This is a genomic window from Bacillus pinisoli, from assembly GCF_023036475.1.
Taxonomy (GTDB): Bacteria; Bacillota; Bacilli; order Bacillales; family SA4; genus Bacillus_BS; species Bacillus_BS pinisoli.
Genome location: NZ_JAJQKI010000001.1, coordinates 144,669 through 165,325, shown reverse-complemented (window position 1 = coordinate 165,325; position 20,657 = coordinate 144,669). Strand labels below are relative to the sequence as shown.

At 37.4% G+C, this 20,657-nt stretch carries 23 protein-coding genes and 1 riboswitch; of the genes, 14 read left to right on the top strand and 9 right to left on the bottom strand.

Going from position 1 to position 20,657, the window contains the following annotated elements; genetic code table 11:
- Window positions 1–27 precede the first annotated feature (27 nt).
- The 4 genes from LT143_RS00920 to LT143_RS00905 form a co-directional block, all read right to left on the bottom strand.
- Window positions 28–198 (bottom strand): spore gernimation protein GerPD, encoded by a 171-nt coding sequence (locus tag LT143_RS00920; RefSeq protein WP_246938664.1) that lies wholly within the window; start codon window positions 196–198, stop codon window positions 28–30.
- Window positions 195–827: a spore germination protein GerPC gene (gene gerPC / locus LT143_RS00915; protein ID WP_246938663.1), complete on the bottom strand. Its 633-nt coding sequence runs from the start codon at window positions 825–827 to the stop codon at window positions 195–197. Before gerPC ends, LT143_RS00920 begins: the two co-directional genes overlap by 4 nt.
- 104 nt (window positions 828–931) lie before the next feature.
- A complete protein-coding gene (locus LT143_RS00910) occupies window positions 932–1,141 on the bottom strand; it encodes a spore germination protein GerPB (RefSeq protein ID WP_246938662.1) in 210 nt (69 codons plus the stop codon).
- 12 nt (window positions 1,142–1,153) lie between these two features.
- Entirely contained in the window at window positions 1,154–1,375 is a 222-nt protein-coding gene (locus tag LT143_RS00905; RefSeq protein ID WP_246938661.1) for a spore germination protein, read from the bottom strand.
- 197 nt (window positions 1,376–1,572) lie between these two features.
- Here LT143_RS00905 and LT143_RS00900 point away from each other — a divergent pair, with 197 nt between their 5' ends.
- From LT143_RS00900 to LT143_RS00885, 4 genes are read left to right on the top strand one after another with little or no spacing between them, the layout of a single operon-like run.
- Window positions 1,573–2,757 (top strand): DUF418 domain-containing protein, encoded by a 1,185-nt coding sequence (locus LT143_RS00900; RefSeq protein ID WP_246938660.1) that lies wholly within the window; start codon window positions 1,573–1,575, stop codon window positions 2,755–2,757.
- Window positions 2,754–3,953, top strand: coding sequence for a DUF2157 domain-containing protein (locus tag LT143_RS00895; RefSeq protein ID WP_246938659.1), 1,200 nt, complete (start codon window positions 2,754–2,756; stop codon window positions 3,951–3,953). Before LT143_RS00900 ends, LT143_RS00895 begins: the two co-directional genes overlap by 4 nt.
- Entirely contained in the window at window positions 3,946–4,461 is a 516-nt protein-coding gene (locus LT143_RS00890; protein WP_246938658.1) for a GDYXXLXY domain-containing protein, read from the top strand. The genes LT143_RS00895 and LT143_RS00890 overlap by 8 nt, the downstream gene beginning before the upstream one ends.
- A 54-nt stretch (window positions 4,462–4,515) precedes the next feature.
- Complete coding sequence (locus tag LT143_RS00885) at window positions 4,516–5,043, top strand: DNA topology modulation protein (RefSeq protein WP_246938657.1); 528 nt, start codon at window positions 4,516–4,518, stop codon at window positions 5,041–5,043.
- 12 nt (window positions 5,044–5,055) lie between these two features.
- Here the strand turns inward: LT143_RS00885 and LT143_RS00880 are convergent, their stop codons facing one another.
- Both LT143_RS00880 and LT143_RS00875 read right to left on the bottom strand, forming a co-directional pair.
- Window positions 5,056–5,205 (bottom strand): aspartyl-phosphate phosphatase Spo0E family protein, encoded by a 150-nt coding sequence (locus LT143_RS00880; RefSeq protein WP_246938656.1) that lies wholly within the window; start codon window positions 5,203–5,205, stop codon window positions 5,056–5,058.
- Window positions 5,206–5,427: 222 nt separating this feature from the next.
- Window positions 5,428–6,618: an ornithine--oxo-acid transaminase gene (locus LT143_RS00875; protein WP_246938655.1), complete on the bottom strand. Its 1,191-nt coding sequence runs from the start codon at window positions 6,616–6,618 to the stop codon at window positions 5,428–5,430.
- A 165-nt stretch (window positions 6,619–6,783) separates the two neighbouring features.
- Here LT143_RS00875 and LT143_RS00870 point away from each other — a divergent pair, with 165 nt between their 5' ends.
- Both LT143_RS00870 and LT143_RS00865 read left to right on the top strand, forming a co-directional pair.
- Window positions 6,784–7,128, top strand: a complete 345-nt coding sequence (locus tag LT143_RS00870) for a YisL family protein (RefSeq protein ID WP_246938654.1) — start codon at window positions 6,784–6,786, stop codon at window positions 7,126–7,128.
- A gap of 578 nt (window positions 7,129–7,706) precedes the next feature.
- Window positions 7,707–8,387: a hypothetical protein gene (locus tag LT143_RS00865; RefSeq protein ID WP_246938653.1), complete on the top strand. Its 681-nt coding sequence runs from the start codon at window positions 7,707–7,709 to the stop codon at window positions 8,385–8,387.
- Here the strand turns inward: LT143_RS00865 and LT143_RS00860 are convergent.
- The gene (locus tag LT143_RS00860; protein ID WP_246938652.1) at window positions 8,382–8,933 is read right to left on the bottom strand and encodes a DUF2777 family protein; all 552 of its coding nucleotides are present in this window, start codon (window positions 8,931–8,933) and stop codon (window positions 8,382–8,384) included. The two genes, LT143_RS00865 and LT143_RS00860, sit on opposite strands and share 6 nt — an antisense overlap.
- A 377-nt stretch (window positions 8,934–9,310) precedes the next feature.
- Here LT143_RS00860 and asnB point away from each other — a divergent pair, with 377 nt between their 5' ends.
- The 5 genes from asnB to LT143_RS00835 all read left to right on the top strand — a co-directional run bounded on the left by asnB (window position 9,311) and on the right by LT143_RS00835 (window position 15,177).
- Window positions 9,311–11,158 (top strand): asparagine synthase (glutamine-hydrolyzing), encoded by a 1,848-nt coding sequence (gene asnB, locus LT143_RS00855; protein ID WP_246938651.1) that lies wholly within the window; start codon window positions 9,311–9,313, stop codon window positions 11,156–11,158.
- A 177-nt stretch (window positions 11,159–11,335) separates the two neighbouring features.
- Entirely contained in the window at window positions 11,336–12,811 is a 1,476-nt protein-coding gene (locus LT143_RS00850; protein ID WP_246938650.1) for an alpha-amylase family glycosyl hydrolase, read from the top strand.
- Window positions 12,812–12,893: 82 nt separating this feature from the next.
- Window positions 12,894–13,616: a 3-ketoacyl-ACP reductase gene (locus tag LT143_RS00845; RefSeq protein ID WP_246938649.1), complete on the top strand. Its 723-nt coding sequence runs from the start codon at window positions 12,894–12,896 to the stop codon at window positions 13,614–13,616.
- Window positions 13,617–13,776: 160 nt separating this feature from the next.
- A riboswitch (cyclic di-GMP riboswitch) is annotated at window positions 13,777–13,864 on the top strand.
- Between the two features lie 76 nt (window positions 13,865–13,940).
- Window positions 13,941–14,858 (top strand): HD domain-containing phosphohydrolase, encoded by a 918-nt coding sequence (locus tag LT143_RS00840; protein ID WP_246938648.1) that lies wholly within the window; start codon window positions 13,941–13,943, stop codon window positions 14,856–14,858.
- A gap of 16 nt (window positions 14,859–14,874) precedes the next feature.
- Entirely contained in the window at window positions 14,875–15,177 is a 303-nt protein-coding gene (locus LT143_RS00835) for a hypothetical protein (RefSeq protein ID WP_246938647.1), read from the top strand.
- 54 nt (window positions 15,178–15,231) lie between these two features.
- Here LT143_RS00835 and LT143_RS00830 read toward each other — a convergent pair whose 3' ends face one another.
- Together LT143_RS00830 and LT143_RS00825 are read right to left on the bottom strand one after the other, a co-directional pair.
- Window positions 15,232–16,101 (bottom strand): SDR family oxidoreductase, encoded by an 870-nt coding sequence (locus tag LT143_RS00830; RefSeq protein WP_246938646.1) that lies wholly within the window; start codon window positions 16,099–16,101, stop codon window positions 15,232–15,234.
- Between the two features lie 72 nt (window positions 16,102–16,173).
- The gene (locus tag LT143_RS00825) at window positions 16,174–16,665 is read right to left on the bottom strand and encodes a YajQ family cyclic di-GMP-binding protein (protein ID WP_246938645.1); all 492 of its coding nucleotides are present in this window, start codon (window positions 16,663–16,665) and stop codon (window positions 16,174–16,176) included.
- A 163-nt stretch (window positions 16,666–16,828) separates the two neighbouring features.
- On the opposite strand from LT143_RS00825, the gene LT143_RS00820 reads away from it, so the two are divergent.
- The 3 genes from LT143_RS00820 (at window position 16,829) to LT143_RS00810 (ending at window position 20,622) form a co-directional block, all read left to right on the top strand.
- A complete protein-coding gene (locus LT143_RS00820; protein ID WP_246938644.1) occupies window positions 16,829–17,695 on the top strand; it encodes a CvfB family protein in 867 nt (288 codons plus the stop codon).
- 278 nt (window positions 17,696–17,973) lie between these two features.
- On the top strand, window positions 17,974–18,954 hold the full coding sequence (locus LT143_RS00815) for a BMP family lipoprotein (RefSeq protein WP_246938643.1): 981 nt from the start codon (window positions 17,974–17,976) through the stop codon (window positions 18,952–18,954).
- 15 nt (window positions 18,955–18,969) lie between these two features.
- Window positions 18,970–20,622: a methyl-accepting chemotaxis protein gene (locus LT143_RS00810; protein WP_246938642.1), complete on the top strand. Its 1,653-nt coding sequence runs from the start codon at window positions 18,970–18,972 to the stop codon at window positions 20,620–20,622.
- Window positions 20,623–20,657: the final 35 nt, after the last annotated feature.

Here is a 20,657-nt window from a genome sequence, read left to right as displayed (position 1 = left end):
ACCTCCTAATCAAGGCTCCCCTTTTAGCTATCTTAAAGGAACAAATGGACCAATAATCAGCGATTCAGGTGGAGTGTCAAATGTTGATGAAAGAGCGATAGTCTCTGTATCTCCGATTAAAAAAACTGAGGAAGAGGAGACACCTGACACTTTAATATGTCCTACTTGTATTCCTTTGTTTACGACTGTAAATTTCATGCGTTTCCGTCCTTCCATTCTCTTGGTAAATGCTGAAGAAATGCAGTAAAAGCTTGCTCAATATCTTGCTTCATACGGACTGTAATATGCTCTACTACGTCATTCGACCGTTCTTCATGACCCCATTGTTCTTTTGGTGTCTGTTCAAGATAATACTGAATTCGCCCATCAAGCTGTCGCTTAACATCTTGAATCATAAAATCATAATAGGCCTCGTTTTGAGGAATGGCGAGTTTTTGTTCAATTGCTCGGATTGTCTCAAAACCGTTTGTATCTAGATGATCATGAATGGATTGGCGAATTCTTTGTTGGATTTGTGGTAATAAAGCTTGCTGAGGAGGAACATTTAAGGCACCTTGATTGACGGCAAACTCTTCTACCTGATCTGAGTTATATGGATTTAATCCAATATTTAATGTTCCCTCTAGCGTTTCAACCTTTAACTGGTCGAACTTATATTCAATCCGTTCAATATTCGTCGCAGGCTTTGCTTTTAATTCCTTTATTTCCGCCTGTAGAGCTTGAATTGATTGTTGCATATTGTTTATGTCTGTCTGCTGCTTTTGAATATATTGATATAGCTGTTGAAGATATGCTGAGAAATCATATTGATTGTAGTTGTAAGACATCACTTCTCACCCTTTTACATCAGATTGTCGTCATTGGCACAGAATCCATAGTCTATTCTTTATCATATGTTCAGACTTAAAATGGGTGAATGCCTAGAAGTAAACTATGTGGTTGAAAAAGGTACAACTGGTCCACTAATACCACCAGAAGGATCACCTGCTTGAGGTGCAGGTTCCTTAAAGCCACCTGTATTATATAAGTTGGACAATGGCTTAATCATACCAGCACTTCCAATCTGAAGAACTGAGGAATTAGAGACACTTCCTACTTTTAACATATTGATATGGATATTTTGATGAACATAAAAGTTCATATTATCCCTCCTCTAAGCTAAATCGACAATAGGTTGATCGACGGCATCGTTATCCTGGGTATTGGTCGAACTTGCGTTATTGATGACACGAAGGCCATCTCCCGTGTTAAATGAACCAGCTCCGGAAAAAGTTTTCGCTGATGAGCTGGGAGTAATCATAAATACATCCCCGATATTAAAGACGCTCGAAGCTCCGATACTAAGTACTTTAACTGCCCCAACAATTGCTGGCATAGTAAACACCCTTTATAGTAAGATTACATGCAATATCTTATGACAATAGCCCGTTTTTGTTGACAATCATGAACCAATAGCAAGGATTAATCCGCTGAAAAATAGCAAAGTTTTACAAAAGAACCTTAGCAAAAATTAGAAGTTACTTAGTATAATAGTAGTAGCTTACAAATAAATACAGTAATGGAGAGGAAACAATGTTAACGAACCCCATTTCAGAAAAAGAAAGAATACTGTCAATAGACGTGATGCGTGGATTTGCCATTCTTGGTATTTTTCTCGTCAACATGGCTTCTTTTCACTCTCCGGCCCTCTATATAGGGAGTAATAGAGAGCTACAAGGAATCGATTTATGGACCGTGAATGTAATTGACTTTTTTGCACAGGCAAGCTTTTATACTCTTTTTTCATTCTTGTTTGGTTTTGGTATGATCATCTTTTTAGATCGAGCGAAGGAAAAAGGTACGGCTTATAAACGTTTATTTGTCAGAAGGCTTTTCGTGTTATTCGTAATTGGCTGCATACATGCTTTTCTAATTTGGCATGGTGATATATTAATTACGTATGCGTTATTTGGAGGCATTTTGCTCTTGTTTTATAAAGTAAAACCCAAGGCATTACTAGTCACGGGATTATCCATTTTGCTTATTCCTGCTTTACTTCTTAGTGCATTATTAGTACTTTTAACCATTTTTTCTCCTGAAGATGCTCAAATGCCTAAGGATGAGGTTGCCATTGAACAATCCATTCAGCATTATAAGTATGGTAGTTATCTAGAAGTAACCACTCAACGAATGACAGACTACTTTTATGTGAATAACGTAGAATCTGCTGTATTTTTATTAATCACTCTTCTGCCTTTGTTTTTACTGGGAGCCTATGTGGCAAAATCAAAGTGGTTTAGTGAGTCCAGAAAATATAAAAAAGCCATTTGGGTGACCTGGACGATTTCGTTTGTTATTGGTATACCTATGAAACTATTGCCATACGTTACAACCAAAAACATAGTTACAGAATATTTGCAAGATGCTATAGGTGGACCGGCGCTTGCTCTCTTTTATGCAACTTCCATCGTATTATTGATGGAGACAAAGAGCATGAGAAAGGTACTACAACCGTTCTCCTATGTAGGTCGACTTTCCTTATCTAATTACTTGCTACAATCTGTAGTTTGTACAACTATTTTTTACGGATATGGATTTGGCTTTTACGGGGATATCAGTCATTTTCACGCATTTTTACTAACAGTTGGAATATTTATCATTCAGATTTTTATTAGTAATTTATGGTTACAACGTTTTAAATATGGGCCAGTAGAATGGGTATGGAGATCGTTAACGTATGGAAAAAGGCAGCCATTTAAAAGGAGGTCCATCCAATGAAAAAATGGTTAGTAAAAGAAGGTGAACAATGGGTAAAGGATGAGCTAATTTCTAAGGAGCAGCTAGAAGCTATCCTGAAACGGTACACAAACAAGAAATCCTCCAATCTGCTACCCATTTTTGCCAGTGTATTAATAGGTTTGGGCATTCTTTCTTTCATTGCCTCCAATTGGGATGGAATCCATGACTTAGTAAGGGTAGGAATCATCATTACCTCAATGACCGGCTTTTACGTATCTGGTGATAGGGCACACAAAAGAGGAAATGACACCTTAGGAAATGGGTTAATAGGAATCGGCTTACTTTCGTTTGGGGCCGGAATCTTTTTGTTAGGGCAGATGTTTCACTTTCAATCGTATGACGGGAGACCTTTTATCTTTTGGGGCTTGGCAGGTTTGCTCATTGTTCAACTCTGGAAAAGTAGATTTTTGTTACTGATCACGATGATTATTGTGACAGTTGGACAGTTATATACATTTTCACAATTTTCAACATTTAATTATGTACTTGGCGTACTTCTATTGTTTGGTGTTGGTCACTTTGTGTATCACCGACCTAATCACATAATAACAGTGCTCTTCTCACTTTCTTTTTCTATTCAAGCTTTACTCCTAATTATTCACCAGGGCTGGAATCATCAATTTCTGTTTGTCTTCTTCCTAGGCCTTTATTTACTAGGGGATGTTGTTAAAAAGAAAGAGATTACCAAACCTGTCCAAATGATCATGCTAGTTGCTTCTGTCATCTTGGCTATGTTTAATATCTTTTTCTTCGATTCCTTTATACCGTTTGATGAGTTTACAAATCCTGAATTAATCATATATGGAGTACTAATTATAAGTCTCCTCATTCTGTTTTTTGTAAAAAAGAGGAAGACTCCTGATCTCTCAGATTTTATTCTCTTCTTACCAGTCATGTTTCTTGGAGTCATGGTGGATGTTCTATACCTACTACTCTTATTCATCTACTCCATAAGTCTACTAATTGTTGGATATCGAGATGAGTTGACCGATAAAGCTACATTTGGAACGGTATTATTCCTTCTGAGTTCATTTATTGGATATATTCAGTTGGCATGGAGCTTTATGCCGAAATCTATTTTCTTCTTATTTGGAGGAATCATATTATTCATTCTTAGCTGGTTCCTTGAGAAACGTAGACGTGTTTTAGTAAAAGGGGTGAAGAGAAATGGGTAAGCGCGCTCTCTTTTACGGAGTTATTGGATTACAAGTGTTCTTCTTACTTGCCATGTCTGTTTCTTACTACGCAATAGATTGGTTCGGTCAAGAGATCCGTTTAAAAACAGAGCCTGTAGATCCGAGAGATATTTTCTATGGAGATTATGTTACACTGCACTACACCATCTCAACAATACCAAAAGAACTCTGGAAGGATTCTGAGGAACCTTCTTACAAAGAGCCTGTATACGTTGTGATAAGAGAAGAAGGGGGCTATTTTGAAGCCGTTTCTGTAAATCGTAATCGTCCTGAGATCAATGATAATGAAGTATTAATGAAGGGCCGCTATTTATATGACCTTAATGAATCTGAACTGTTTATTGAATATGGGATTGAGCGATATTTCGTCCAAGAAGGGACTGGAATGGAATTAGAGGAACAAGCTGATCGAATGGAGGCCTACATTAAGATTGCTCCATGGGGTCAAATGAAGATCACAAACGTTCAACTAATCGAAGAGAACTAATGGAGATAAAGTGGGTATACATACGTATATCCGCTTTCGTTTTTGGAGGATACAATGAAGATTATGATTATTGGTTCAAGTGGTGCAGGTAAATCAACGCTTGCACGTTTGTTAGGAGAGCAATTACCTTTTGAGATTACTCATCTTGATGCTCATTATTGGAAAGAAAATTGGCGAGAGACACCGCGAGATGAGTGGATAGCATGGCAGGAAACGCTTATGGAAAAGGAATCTTGGATTATCGATGGTAATTACGGAAGTACAATGGATATAAGATTAAAGGCGGCAGATGTTATCATTTTTCTAGATTATTCAAGATGGGTGTGCTTATGGAGTGTGATCAAGCGCAGATTTATGTACCATGGGAAAACAAGACCAGATATGGGGAAAGGCTGTCCAGAAAAACTCGATTGGGAATTTCTAAAGTGGGTGTATGACTTTCCGAGGGAAGAAGCTCCTGGCATTAGACAAAAGCTAAAAGAAGTAAGTAGCGATAAAAAGGTGTACCATTTGAGGCATAGAAGGGAACTAGCAGGTCACTTACATCAAATAAAAATGACTTATCACCAGATAAGTCAATAATGAACAGTAGCATTACATAATGTATTGATACGAGGTTAATTTTCTATGTATGAGTTCATCTAATTCTTGGCTACATTCAACGGTTTCTTTAGCGGTGAAACCGAGTTCCATCGCTAATACAATCATTTCTTCACGTTTTTCTTCAATTAATAATTCTAACATCTAACTTCTTTCCCTTGCTTAAGAATGGTCGTACACGTACTAATTTACGTATATTATACACATTCTATAAGCGTTCAAAACCAATTCGTCAAAAGTAGTGATAAATTTACAAAAACTCTTAAAAACTAACAATGTGTTGTTTGTGTCTAAATGGTAAAAAAAGTAAAACACCAGGTTATCGGACACCACCTTGAGTGGTTGATAACCTGGTGTTACAAGTTTTTACGCTAATACTTCTTTAATTTGTGTTATGGCCCAGTCAAGGTCTTCCTTTGAAATGACTAAAGGCGGTGCAAAACGTATGACATTTTCATGTGTTTCTTTACATAGTAAACCTTTTTCTTTTAGCTTTTCACAGTAAGAACGAGCTGGTTCTTTTAGCTCAACACCGATAAATAAGCCTCTTCCACGAACCTCTTGAATAACAGGGTTGCTAATTTCTCTTAGCTGCTCTTTAAAATATGTACCCAATTCAAGTGATCTCTCTGCCAATTTTTCGTCTACTAACACATCAAGTGCTGCAATGGAAACGGCACAAGCTAGAGGATTTCCACCAAAAGTAGATCCGTGTGAACCTGGTTCAAATACACCTAGTACATTACGATTTGCCGCAACACATGAAATTGGGAACACTCCGCCTCCAAGTGCCTTACCTAAAATGAACATATCAGGCTGCACATCTTCCCAGTCACAAGCAAACATTTTACCAGAGCGCCCAAGACCTGCTTGGATTTCATCTGCTACATATAACACATTATTTTCTTTACAAATATCAAATGCTTCTTTTAAGAATCCTTCACGAGGCATCTTAATTCCAGCCTCACCTTGAATCGGTTCAAAAATGAATGCTGCCGTATTTGGAGTAATAGCTGACTTTAACGCTTCTGTATCACCGTAAGGAATAACCTTGATACCAGGAAGCATCGGTCCAAATCCACGCTTATACTCATCATTAGAAGACATAGAAACAGCTGTCATTGTACGTCCATGGAAGTTCTCTTCCGCTACAATAATTTCAGCTTGATCAGTAGGAACACCTTTCACATCATATGCCCAGCGTCTAACAGCTTTTACAGCCGTTTCAACTGCTTCAGCACCCGTGTTCATTGGTAACACCATTTCCATTCTAGTCAATTCTGAGACCTTTTCATACCAAGGTCCTAATTGATCATTATGGAACGCTCTTGACGTAAGCGTAATTTTATCTGCTTGATCCTTAAGAGCTTGAATAATTTTTGGGTGACGATGCCCCTGGTTTACAGCTGAATAGGCACTCAGCATATCCATATATCTATTTCCCTCAGGATCTTCAACCCATACACCCTCTGCTTTTGATACAACAATCGGTAGTGGATGGTAGTTATTCGCTCCATACTTTTCTGTTTGTGAGATGATTTCTTGAGTTTTTGTCATGAATAATCCTCCAATCTCTATAATTAAAGCACTTACATAGCCATTTACCATTATAACAATATTGTTGTCTATTTTGTTAATTTCAACGCTAAATCTTCATTTTTTAAACAAAATCATGTATGATGAGTTTGGACAACTGTTAGATTTGATAAGGAGGAAATACATATGATTCATGTTCATGTTACCACTTGGTTTTTAACATTAATATTGTTCTTTGTAGCTGTTTACTTACTAAAAGCAAATAAACAAAAACCACTAAAAATTATTCAAATGGTCCTACGTTTATTTTACTTACTCGTGTTAGGAACAGGTTTACATTTGTTAGCTGCTTACTACCAATTCCAAGGTGCAGCTTTAATTAAAGGAATTGTCGGGTTATGGGTAATTTTCTGTCTAGAATTCATCTTAACTCGCGGAGGCAAAGGCAAGCCAACGAAGATTTTCTGGATTCAGTTAGTAATTGCGTTAGTGTTAGTGTTTTATTATGGTTATGTCGTATTAGATTATTAAGGATGGAAGCCTCACTTTCTTAGGAGAGTGGGGCTTTTATTTTATGGCTCTCTTCAAAGACTTTGTTACTTTTTTTAACGAATCATTTCTAATGAGCCTCCCTTCTAATACTATAAAAGCGAAGTGATCATTGTTAGAAAAGAGCAATTCTCTCTATTTAAAGTACAGACCACTGTACATCCGTAAAAATCCGACTTTTGGGATTTTGAAGAAAGCAACAAACTATGGGGGAAGAGCCTTTCATTTTGCGGATAAATTGGGTGGTTTCGTTGATATGATTGAAAAAGTGTTAGATAAATCCTGAGAAGTGTTAGATAAGATGAATATTTCGTTGAAAAGTGACAACTATTCGTTGATAGAGGCATCACCGAGGTATTATTCTCTTCAGCTGGATGCTCAGTTAGTGGGAGTAGTAGCTAATTTCTTCACATACTTGCAGGTTTAGCTTGTTTTCTTGCAAGTTAATTGGGTTATTTTGCGAGATTATAGCATTTTCTTGCGCGTACAGAAAAAACTTGCGACTTCACCCAATATTCTTGCGGGATCTCCATATTTACTTGCGACTTTCGTTCATTTTCTTGCGCGTACAGAAAAAACTTGCGACTTCACCCAATATTCTTGCGGGATCTCCATTTTACTTGCGACTTTCTTTCATTTTCTTGCGCTTACAGAAAATACTTGCGACTTCACCCGATATTCTTGCGGAATCTCCATATTTACTTGCGACTTTCTTTCATTTTCTTGCGCGTACAGAAAAAACTTGCGACTTCACCCGATATTCTTGCGGGATCTCCATTTTACTTGCGACTTTCTTTCATTTTCTTGCGCGATCTCCATATTTACTTGCGACTTTTCTTCATTTACTTGCGCGTACAGAAAAAACTTGCGACTTCACCCAATATTCTTGCGGGATCTCCATTTTACTTGCGACTTTCTTTCATTTTCTTGCGCGTACAGAAAAAACTTGCGACTTCACCCAATATTCTTGCGAGTTCTCATATTTAGTTGCGACTTTTCTTCATTTTCTTGCGCGTACAGAAAAAACTTGCGACTTCATCCAAAATTCTTGCGAGTTTCCAGAATTACTTGCGACTTCACCCGATATACTTGCGAGTCGAGAAAATACATGCGACTTCATCCAATATACTTGCGTGTTTACCGCATTTACTTGCGACTTCAACAAATTACTTGCAACTTCCGCCAAGCCAATCCTCACCCCAAAAAACAAAAAAACAGGACCCAAACAGGTCCTGTTATAAACTAGTCAAAATATGCCGTTTTCCATTATTTAAGGTAAGTTCGAAGCGATCACTGTGAGGAATCCCTCGTTGATAGTGATGGTGAACAGAGCATAGCTGTTCTCCGTTATCAAAAGTAATGAAATTGACACCATCTCGTTGCTTCTTTGTGACTTGATAAAATAAGAAGTTATGACAATAGATACAATCATACACTGAAAAGTTCATAGCATTAATTAAGTGTATAAACCTCGTAAACGATTCATCAGTGAGTTCATTTAACCATTCCTGATATACATAGGTTAGAGGTTTTTTTATTTTAAAAGAATCGCCATTTTTGATGGGGTAACTATAAGGCCCAATGGCAATTCCATTTTCAAATGTATGAAAAGTTTCCCATCCATGTTTTCCTTTTATTTCAAAGGGCTCATTTAAAATATCTGTTAAAGCGGAAGGTTCATCTTGTTCATCAAAGAATACCCATTGGTCATGTATCGCTTCAACGGACCCAATCATGTAGGCTCTCTCCTGGAAAGGTAGTTGCTCTAGTCGTTGTTGTAGTTTCATGGCTTCCTCCGTCATTCAATCAGTCCTATCTTTCTTTCTTGACAGAAATAGACCAAATTATAATCCGTTATTTTATTTTATTAAAAAAAATAATTATGGTGAGGCGTATCAAGCTTAACTAGAAGAATTCCTATTCTCATCATCATGTAAGCATTTTCTACTTATGTTGAGAACCCCAGCTACCACGCTACTTAGAGAATCGTTTTGAAAAGTCCTGCATAGAATGGAAGGAGTGTTTGCCATCGGGTGTTTCTTAATGAAGAGTAAAAGCTCATTTTCAATCGATGGATCACGTATTCTAACACCCAGTCCCCAGAGGAAATGGTAAGGGGAACTTGTGCTTTGGGTTCTAGAAAGAGAGAAAGGATGATGACATCATGTGCGGAATTACAGGATGGGTTTCCTATAAACAATCATTAGAAAATGAAGTAAACACCATTACAAAAATGGCAGAGTCGTTACAGCTTCGTGGACCTGATGACACGAATGTATGGGTGAGACGACACGTTGCCTTTGGACATAAGCGTTTAGTGGTTGTTGATCCAACAGGTGGTAAACAACCTATGACTAGAAAGAAAAAAGAGCTTTCTTATACAATTTGCTATAATGGGGAGCTCTACAATACAGAAGATATTCGAAAAGAACTCTTATCTAAAGGGTATACGTTTCAATCTCATTCAGATACAGAAGTTTTATTAACTTCATTTATTGAGTGGGGCGAGCAATGTGTCGAATACTTAAACGGAATTTTTGCATTTGCTGTATGGGATGAGACAAAGGAAAAGCTGTTTATTGGGAGAGACCGCTTAGGAGTAAAACCATTATTTTTTCATGAGCAAAATGGTCAACTTGTTTTCGGCTCAGAACTAAAAGCACTTCTTGCTCATCCATCGGTAAAAGCTGAGATCGGATTAGACGGTTTATCTGAGGTGTTTGGATTAGGGCCATCACGTTCACCTGGGCACGGGGTCTTTAATGGTGTGAAGGAATTACGACCAGCTCATGCGCTCACTTACTCAAAAAATGGTTTAAAGATTTGGCGTTATTGGAACGTGGAGAGTAAACCACATACTGATGATGTTGAAGAAACGGCAGCCAAAGTGAGAGAGCTATTTACTGATGCGGTAACAAGACAGCTAGTTTCCGATGTTCCTGTATGTACCTTCTTATCAGGTGGAGTCGACTCTAGTGCTATCACAGCCATTGCTTCTAATGCTTTTGAAAAAGAAGGGAAGGGTCCGCTTCACACCTATTCAATAGATTATGAAGATAATGATAAATACTTTAAGGCGAATGAATTCCAACCTAATTCTGATCAGCCTTGGATTCAGCTTATGTCTGATACGTTTAACACAGTCCACCATCGTTCGGTTATTAAAACTGATCAGCTTGTCGAGCATTTAACAGATGCTGTACTAGTACGTGATTTGCCAGGAATGGCGGATGTGGATTCTTCTTTACTCTGGTTCTGTAAGGAGATTAAACAAGACTTCGTGGTTGGACTATCTGGTGAATGTGCGGATGAGATATTTGGTGGATATCCTTGGTTTCGAAGAGAAGAAGACTTAAAGTCTAGTGCCTTCCCGTGGATGAGATCAACAGACCTTAGAGAAGGACTTCTTCAATCTCACTGGAGACAAAAGTTAAACCTAAAGCAATATGTTCAAGACCGTTATGATGAAACCGTGAGAGAAACTCCAGTATTAGATGGTGAAACACCAGAACAAGCTAAACGTAGGCAACTATTCTATCTAAATATGCTTTGGTTTATGACAACTCTACTAGACCGTAAAGATCGAATGAGTATGGGGGCAAGTTTAGAGGTTCGTGTTCCTTTTGCAGATCATCGTTTAGTCGAATATGTGTGGAACATCCCGTGGGAAATGAAAAACTATGAAGGCCGTGAAAAAGGAATCCTCAGAAAAGCGTTAGAGGGAATTCTACCTCATGATGTACTATATCGGAAGAAGAGTCCTTATCCAAAGACGCATAATCCGAACTACACAAAAGCAGTGAAAGGTTGGTTAGAGAGTATTTTACAAGATAAGTCTTCCGCTCTATATCATTTCTTTGATGAAAAGAAGTTAAAAGAAATCGTGGAGACAGAAGGAGATGCCTTTACTGTACCTTGGTTTGGTCAGCTTATGACAGGACCGCAGCTATTAGCTCATCTTGCTCAGATTCATGTTTGGTTCAATAAGTATGGAATAAATGTGAAAGAGTAATGAATATAGCAAAAATAATACATCACATCGGTGGTGTATTATTTTTTTTTCATATAAGCCTTAGTGGGCATTATACTTTGTCATTCCTAAAAAACTATGTATAATGTAAGAGGTTTAATTAACTAGAGGTATGACTAATCTAGTAAATAAAAGATCTAACACTAGGAGGAACGGACTTTGAGCAAGAAGGTACTAATGTTGCTTATTCCGTTCTTTCTTTTTTGTAGCCATGTAGGGGCTGTTGAAAAAGAAGAACGAAATTGGCAAGATGAAATCATTTACTCCATTACAATCGATCGCTTTTATAATGGGGATTTAAGTAACGATATTGATGTTACAATCCAAGACCCTTTGGCTTATCATGGTGGTGACTTTAAAGGGATTATGGAACAGCTTGATTACATAAAAGAGTTAGGGTTTACTACCATTTCTCTATCATCGGTTGTGGATAATGGAGCGAATGGCTATCATGGCTACTGGCCACAAGACTATTATGAAGTAGACGAGCATTTTGGTACGTTAGAGGAATTTAAATTATTAGTACAAGCGGCTCACGAGAAAGAGATACGTATCATTGTGGATCTACCAATCACTCATATTATCTCTACTCATCCTTGGTTAGAAGACTCTGAAAAAGCAGGTTGGTACACCACCAATGGTGAAGGAGATCTTTTCGTCACTGATTTACCACAACTTGTTCATACAAACCCTGAGGTACAACAATATCTTATAGATATGGCAAAATGGTGGATAGAAGAGACAGATATTGACGGCTATCGATTCGTTAATGCTGATTTGGCACCGGAAGTATTTTGGAAAACCTTTGTCACGGAAGTAAAGCGAGCAAAAGAAAATTTACTGTTAATCGGTGATCAAGGACATGCTGAAAATGCCTTTGACTCTTTTCAGAACAACCTATTCTATGAAGAGGCAACCGTTGTGTTTCGTGAAGGAGACCAGCCTTTAACAGGATTGTATGAGAATTGGATGGATGTAAAGACCGAGGTAGAAGAACCTTTACTAGTAGGGAATTTTATTGATCATGATCAAACTGTACGATTTACAAGGGAGATTGTGGAGAAGAAGCAAAATCCTGAAACAAGGCTGAAACTAGCCTTAACCTATTTATACGGAGCACCAGGAATACCTATGGTCTATTATGGAACTGAAATTGCATTAGATGGCGGAGAAGTACCGGATAATCACAGAATGATGGCATTTCGTTCGGATAAAGTGATTATTGATTATATTGCAAAGCTATCAGAAATAAGAAAGCATCACTCCTCACTGCGTAATGGTGATTTTGAACTACTTTTTGAAAATGAAAAAGGTATGGCAATCTTCAAACGAAGTTATAAGGGTGAGTCCACAATTGTAGCAATCAATAATGCGAACGAAACGTTGACCGCTGAAATACCAGTAGCAGCAATTGGTGAGGATCTAGAGTTACGTGCCTTACTAAACGATGAAGTTGTTAGGTCAACTAATGGAAAATTCATGGTGACGATGGACCGTGAAACGGCGAATATATATATGCTATCTGAACGAACAGGTATTAACTGGCCGTTTATTTTAGGCATGGTAGGGGTTTGGACAGCGTTTGGTCTATTTATATGGTTCGTGAGAAGAAAATCTAAACGATCCAAAGGTTAACGTTAAGGTATGTAATTTTCACGATTTAGAGTAACAGAGAAGGGTATATTAGTAAGGTGAATTTAGAAGGGGGCTAAAAACATTGGAAAACTTAAAAGGAAAAACAGCACTTATTACAGGTGCAGGTAGAGGAATTGGTCGCGCAACAGCGATTGCACTTGCAAAAGAGGGAGTAAATGTAGGTCTAGTAGGACTAACAATGAGTAATCTTGAAAAGGTAGTAGAGGAACTTTCCGAATTTGGCGTGGACGCATCTGCCGCAGTATGTGATGTAAGTGATCTTGAATCCGTACATAGTGCAGTCGAACATATTAAAGGTGACCTTGGTTCAATTGATATACTAGTTAACAATGCTGGTACTGCAAAATTCGGCGGCTTCTTGGATCTAACACCAGAAGAATGGGAGAACATTATTCGCGTAAATGTAATGGGTGTTTATAATGTCACAAGAGCTGTTCTTCCAGGTATGATTGAACAAAAGTCAGGTGACATTATTAATATTTCTTCTTCAGCAGGGCAGAAAGGAGCACCTGTGACAAGCGCATACAGTGCATCCAAATTTGCTGTTCTCGGTTTAACAGAATCATTAATGTTAGAAGTAAGGAAGCATAATATTCGTGTAACTGCTTTAACACCAAGTACAGTAGCCACTGATTTAGCTTTTGATACAAATTTAATTAATGAAAATAATACCGAGAAATTCATGCAGCCAGAAGATTTAGCAGAGTTAATTGTGTCTCAATTAAAGCTAAATCGCCGTGTGTTTGTAAAATCGGCAGGATTATGGTCAACGAACCCGTCATAATACCAAACAAAACAATAATAGAGTTCTAAGTAGAGAAAAATGAAGGATTTTGTCACTAATTTGTTATATATGTCGATAAAAACAACTTTACTTTTAACTCTATTATTTTTATAGTATATTTATACTAATTTATAATTACAAAGACCTATAATTGAATATATTTCGTAAAGGGCAAACTATCAGAAATGATAGGACGCAAAGCTATAGGGGCTACATTTTTTTGAAAAACTAGCCAGCCAGTTACAAGCGAGCATTAATCTAGTATTAAAGCCCCTTTATTATGATATAGAGGGGTTTTTATTTTTTAACCGGAGGCGTCTCCACATGATCTTTAAGGATTTTGGGTTGACTTTTAGTAAAGCTGGAGAGGTAATTGAATCGGTCAGTGAACCCTACATGACAGTTGACCTAATGGCATCCTTTGATGGAACTGAAGTTATTAGCCATAAGCTAAAAAAGGATGCTAGATGGGGAATGGGACCTGACGATGGTTGGAACGCCCTTGAATTTATTTATGTGATTGAGGGTGAGCTATTAGTTACTTTGAATAACACCAAGATGGTAGTGAAGAAGGGTGATTATGTAAAAGCAGCTCCCATTCAAAAAGATTGCTTATTTTACGCGACAGTAGATACAGAATTCCTCTATGTGACATCTCAACCAGTATTCCATCACTATAGTAATATTCTACATAAATTTAAAAATATTGCTGATGAAGTGGAGCAAAAAGATGGTTATACTTCTGACCATTGTAGCCGTATTTTAAATCTTTCCATGTTAATCGGGGAAAATATGAACCTAAGCTCTAAAGAAATGCATCAACTTAATATTGGTTCTTACTTACATGACTTAGGAAAAGTGAAAGTACCTGATCATGTGTTAAATAAACCTGGTAAGTTAACGGAACAAGAATGGACCATCATGAAAGCTCATCCTACTTATGGAAGAATTATGATGGAAGAAACGAATTTTCCCATCCTTATGGAGGCAGCTGCCATTGTTGAGCAACATCATGAACGCTACAACGGTTCAGGTTATCCGTATGCATTAAAAAAAGAAGACATTCTTATGGGATCTTCTATAGTAGCGGTGGTGGACTCCTATGACGCCATGACGACTGATCGAGTCTATCGAAAAGGGATGTCTAAAGAAGAAGCACTAACAGAAATTAAGAATTGTAGAGAGACTTTGTATCACCCTGATGTCGTTGATATTTTCTTATCATTAGAAAAAGAAATATAAAAAGGAGAGAGAGAAAATGAAAAAGATTTTAGTTGCTGCAGCATTATTAATTGGAGGTTTGACAGTTGGAGGTACAACGTCGTCAGCTGCCTATGATTCAAGTGGGGATCTTAATGTGAATATTAATTTTCTAGGTGATTATCTACAGTTCTCAGATAGCACAGGAGATGCAACTTTTCAATTGCAAGAAGATGTGCACAACACGTTAACTAGTACTACTGGCCTTGAAGTAAACCATTCATATGCTTGGGTGAATATTAACGGAGCAAAGGTCTTAGCAGTTGACCCACCTAAGCCATATTTTAATCGTGGAAGATAATACACCTAGAAAGTAAGAAGGGATGATGACTACTACAAGTCATCATCCTTTTCTCTATCCATTTACAATTTTCCCACCATTCACATGTAACACCTGTCCAGACATATAAGAAGAGTCCTCCGAAGCTAAAAATACATAACTAGGTGCTAATTCAGAAGGTTGTCCAGGGCGTTTCATCGGCGTGTCTCCTCCGAACGTAGATACCTCTTCACTTGTGAAGGTCGAAGGAATCAACGGTGTCCATATCGGTCCAGGAGCGACAGCATTCACACGAATACCTCTATTAATTACTTGTTTAGACAATGATCGAGTAAATGTCACGATTGCACCTTTCGTAGACGAATAATCTACTAGTTTTTCATGACCGTCATAGGCAGTAATAGACGTGGTGTTAATAATGGAGCTACCTTTTTTCATATGTGGTAATGCTGCTTTTGTTAGGTAAAAGAAGGAAAACACATTCGTGCGGAATGTCTTTTCTAGTTGTTCTGCTGTAATGTCTTCAAGATTTTTTTGAGGGTGCTGTTCGGCCGCATTATTCACGACAATATCAATGCCACCAAATACATTCATCGTTTGTTTGACGACGTCTTGACAGAATGATTCGACTCCTGCATCACCAGGTAAAAGAATACATTGAACGCCTTCAGCTTCCACTAACTGTTTGGTTGTGTGTGCATCTTCATGTTCATCTAAATAGACAATGGCTACATTCGCTCCTTCTTTCGCGAAGTAGATGGCCACAGATTTACCAATCCCACTATCTCCTCCTGTAATCATAGCGGTCTTTCCTTGTAGTTTACCACTTCCTTTGTATGTAGAAGACACTGATTTTGGTAAAGGATTCATTTCTGACTCAATCCCCGGCTGTCGGTTTTGATGCTGGGGAGGAAGGGTTTGCTTCGATTGATTATTATTACTCATACTAATCTCCTCCTAAAAGTTCTAGAATTAGTATGCCAAAGTCATAAAAAAATAACAGAGACGAATTCTCTGTTATCGGTAGTTCAAAAATTGTACATCCACTGTTAAATCAGCTTGTTTAACGGCTGCTATGATGGCTTGTAAATCGTCACGTGACTTTGCCGTAACACGAATTTGATCATCTTGGATCTGGCTCTTAACTTTTAAACCGGAATTTTTTATAAGCGTGTTGATTTTTTTTGCGTTTTCTTTATCAATGCCTTGAACTAATTTTGCTTTTTGACGAACGGTTCCACCAGATGCTTTTTCAATTTTACCATAATCAATATTTTTAGTAGGAACGCCTCTTTTAATTAGTTTGCTGATTAGTACGTCCTTTAATTGCTCAAGCTTATATTCGTCATCAGATACTAATACAAGCTCTTCTTTATCAAGTGAGATATCACTTTTACTTCCTTTAAAATCATATCGCGTTTGTATCTCCTTCATGGCAATACTAATCGCGTTTGTCACCTCAGGTAATTCTACCTTTGATACAATATCAAATGAGCTTTCTTTTGACATGCAATCCCCTCCACAATACATTTCATGTACATATTGTACAAAATTTCCACCTTTTAAAACAACTCTGAGCATTTAAATTACTACCCACTGATGATTTTAGTGATATAATGGTGCGAAATGGTAACAATGAAAGGTAGAAAGATTTTTAGAAGGTGGGTACATAATGTCAATTAATCCAGGAATCATCCAAAAGCTCTATGTTAATCGTGAAGTGGACTTTGGATTTTATGTAACAGATGAAGATGAACAAGAGGAAGTATTACTTCCAAATGGTGAAATAATAGGAGAGATAGATCTAGATGATCATATAGAGGTTTTTGTTTACCATGATCATGAGGGTAGACCGGTCGCGACGATGAAGACCCCGAAGATTACAATGGACAACTATGAGTGGGTAAATGTAGTTGGGGTGAACTATGGTTTGGGTGTATTTATTGATATTGGATTAACAAAGGATATGCTAGTGTCAAAGGATGATCTCCCTCTGTTTGAAGAGGTATGGCCAGAAGAAGGTGATCAGCTTTACTGTAGTTTAAAACTTGATCGTAACGGTCGACTTTTTGGAAAGCTAGCGACTGAACCGGTTATTCACGAACTGTCATTAGATGCATCAAGACAGGCTTTTAACAAAAATGTTCGCGGAATTATCTATCGTACGGTTAAGGTTGGTTCCTATATCTTTACTGAAGAGAAATATATTGGATTTATCCATGATTCTCAACGTAGAGTAGAGCCAAGACTTGGTCAGACCGTTGAAGGAAGAATTATAGATGTGAAAGAAGATGGAACTGTCAATGTATCCTTATTACCAAGAGCGCACGAAGGAATGGATGAAGATGCAAAGGTAATCTATGAATACATGGAAGGCCGCGGTGGGGCTATGCCATATTGGGATAAAAGCAACAGCGAAGATATTCAAGCTAGGTTTGATATGAGTAAAAGTGCTTTCAAGAGGGCATTAGGAAAACTCATGAAAGAAGATAAAGTATACCAAGAAGAAGGCTGGACCTATTTTAGTTCTAGAAAATAAATGTGTTTAGACTACTGTTTAATCAGTAGTCTATTTTTTATGGCTCTTTTTCTAATACTTTGTTACTTATTAAATTTGTTGTAAAACAAGCCGTGTTAAAAAATTTAGTAAAGAGAAACTAGATGAAAAGTAGATGATAGTAACAAGATCATGCTTTTGGAATTTTAACGAAAACTAAATTCTATATTATTTTGACAATTTTTACTTCTTAAGAATTCCTTCAGACAGGTCGAAATGTGTCGATATGTTCTATGTGAATATAAAAAGGGAGTGAAGATATGAGGAGACAGCTTTTACCTCTATTGTTGATTTTAGCTTTGATTCTTTCAGGTTGTACATCTGTAAATCAACTGAACTCACAAGAAGTAAATCGAATTAAAATCGGAATTATGCTGTCTGATGTAGGCTTGGGTGACCAATCTTTTTCAGATTCAGCTTTTCAAGGATTAATACAATCAAGAGATGAGTTAGGAATATTATTTGATTACCGTGAGTTAAGTGAAACCGGTACGTATGAAGCTGGTTTAACGGAGCTTGTTGAGGCGGGAAATGATGTGGTGGTAGGACTAGGCTTTATGGTGCAAGAGGATATAGAAAAAGTTGCTAAAAATTTCCCTGAGCAAAAATTTATTTTAATAGATTCTGTATCTGAGCTTAGCAATATTACATCTATTACTTTTAAAGAAGATGAAGGCAGCTTTTTAGCTGGTGTGGCAGCTGCTTTAACAACGAAATCAAATAAGCTGGGATTTATTGGTGGGGCTGATGTTCCGCTTATTAACAAGTTCGCAAATGGCTTTTTACAAGGAGCCAAGTCGATTAATCCAGCAATTGAAGTAATGGTTGAATATGCAGGTGACTTCGGTAACGATCAACTTGGTGCTACGATGGCACGTGACATGATTGGAAATGGTGCGGATGTCTTATATGCAGCGGCAGGATTTACAGGAGTTGGCGTATTACGTGAAGCACAAACTAGTCAGGTGTTTGCCATTGGTGTAGATAGTGATCAATATTTTTATGCGGAAAAAGCGGTCATTACCTCTATGCTTAAAAATGTAGACGTAGCTCTTTATCAAGTAATCTCTGCATTTGTAGAAAATGGTGAGCTGCCTACTGGGCATGTTGAACTTGGGTTAAAAGAAAATGGAGTAGATTTAGCTCCTATTCGAATCATTCCTTTTACTGAGCAAGAATTACAAGTGATCGACAGCTATAAAGAGAATATTATTTCAGGAACAACAACAATTCATCAATAATGAGGAGGTGTAAGAATGAACTTAAAAAAGAAACTTATGTTGCAATCTATGATTGGCTTAGTGCTAGCTATTGCCATGATAGGTTATATCATAGTGAAAATGATTGAAATCGAAAAATCTAATACTGACTTTGTTCCTTTTTTACTAGCGGTAGAAGAGCTTGATGCAGAGATGAAGATTACGAAGCAAAGTTTGAATAACTTCTCATTTAATATGACTGAAGGAAACAAATTAGAAGCTACTAATCAATTAATACTTACTGCGGATCGTTTTAGTCAGGTCGAAAAGGTAAGCTCGATTCCACACATGAATGAAGTTCTTAATAAAGCGAAGGTAAAGTATGAAAAAGTACAATCTGAAGCGGAGTTAGCACTTGAAAATAATGATGCTTCTGAAGTGAAGAGACAGTCCATACGTACAGATGGCGTAATTAATGACTTACATCTTTTAAACTTATATGCGTCAACGTATTATGATGAATTACAAGAAACATTAAAAAAGAAAATTGAAACAGTCATACTTGTTGCTCTTGTAGGGTCTATCGTTCTTATTATTACATCTATTCTATTAAGCTACCGTTTGACTATTTCTATTACTAGACCTCTTCAGCTTTTAACACAAAACGCTAGAAAGATTGCCGAAGGGGACCTTGTAGTTGAGGAAGTTAATTATAGGAAAAATGATGAAATTGGAGAGTTAAATCAATCTTTCTCAATGATGGTTGAACAGCTTCGTGGGCTCATTGGTTCGGTTGAAGCAGTAAGTAAAAGAGTAGAACAATTTGCAGGTGAAATAGAAGATGAAAATAATGTTCTCATTGAAATAAGTAATCAAGTAGCTATTTCAACAGATGAACTATCATCAGGTTCACAAGCAATCTCTGAAGACCTACAGCAATCTGTTCAATTAGTCGAACAGCTCGATCAAGAGTTCGAGAAAAATCTTGAGTCTTCTAAGCAAACGGCTGCGTATAGTGTAGAAACTGTTGAGTCAATTAGGTCTGGACGTAGTGCGATGGAAGAACAACGTCTTCTACTATCTGAAAATACGAACTCAACAAATAAAATTGAAAAAGCGACAAAAGAATTTGCTGGTTATGCTAGCAAGATTGAAGAAATGGCGACTTCGGTTTCATCTATTGCTGGTCAAACGAATTTACTAGCATTAAATGCAGCGATTGAAGCAGCCCGAGCCGGGGAAGCTGGAAAAGGATTTGCGGTTGTTGCCGATGAAGTACGAAAGCTTGCGGAAGAATCAACAAGAGCAACTTCTGAAATCTTCAGTATGGTCGATCAAATCCAAACTGGGTTAACAGATATCATACAAGCAGTTAATCAAGGTGTTGACTTATCACAAAAGCAAGAACAATCAATGCTCGTCACAAAAGAAGCATTTGAAAACATTGACCAAAAGGTACAAGGAATTTCGTCCCATATTCAAGGTTTTGTAGAGGGTATGATGCATTCTAAGTCAATTGGTGATCAAGTATTAGAATCAGTAGGCAATATTAGCTCTGTTGTCCAACAATCAGCGGCAGGAAGTGAAGAGATTTCAGCATCCACTACCGAGCAGCTACAAGCGTTTGGAAAGCTAGCTGATAAAGTAAAAGCTATGAATGAGCTTACAAACGAATTACACTCAGTTTTATCACAATTTAAATTAAAGTAATAGGAAAAGGTCAGCGAAATAATGCTGGCCTTTTT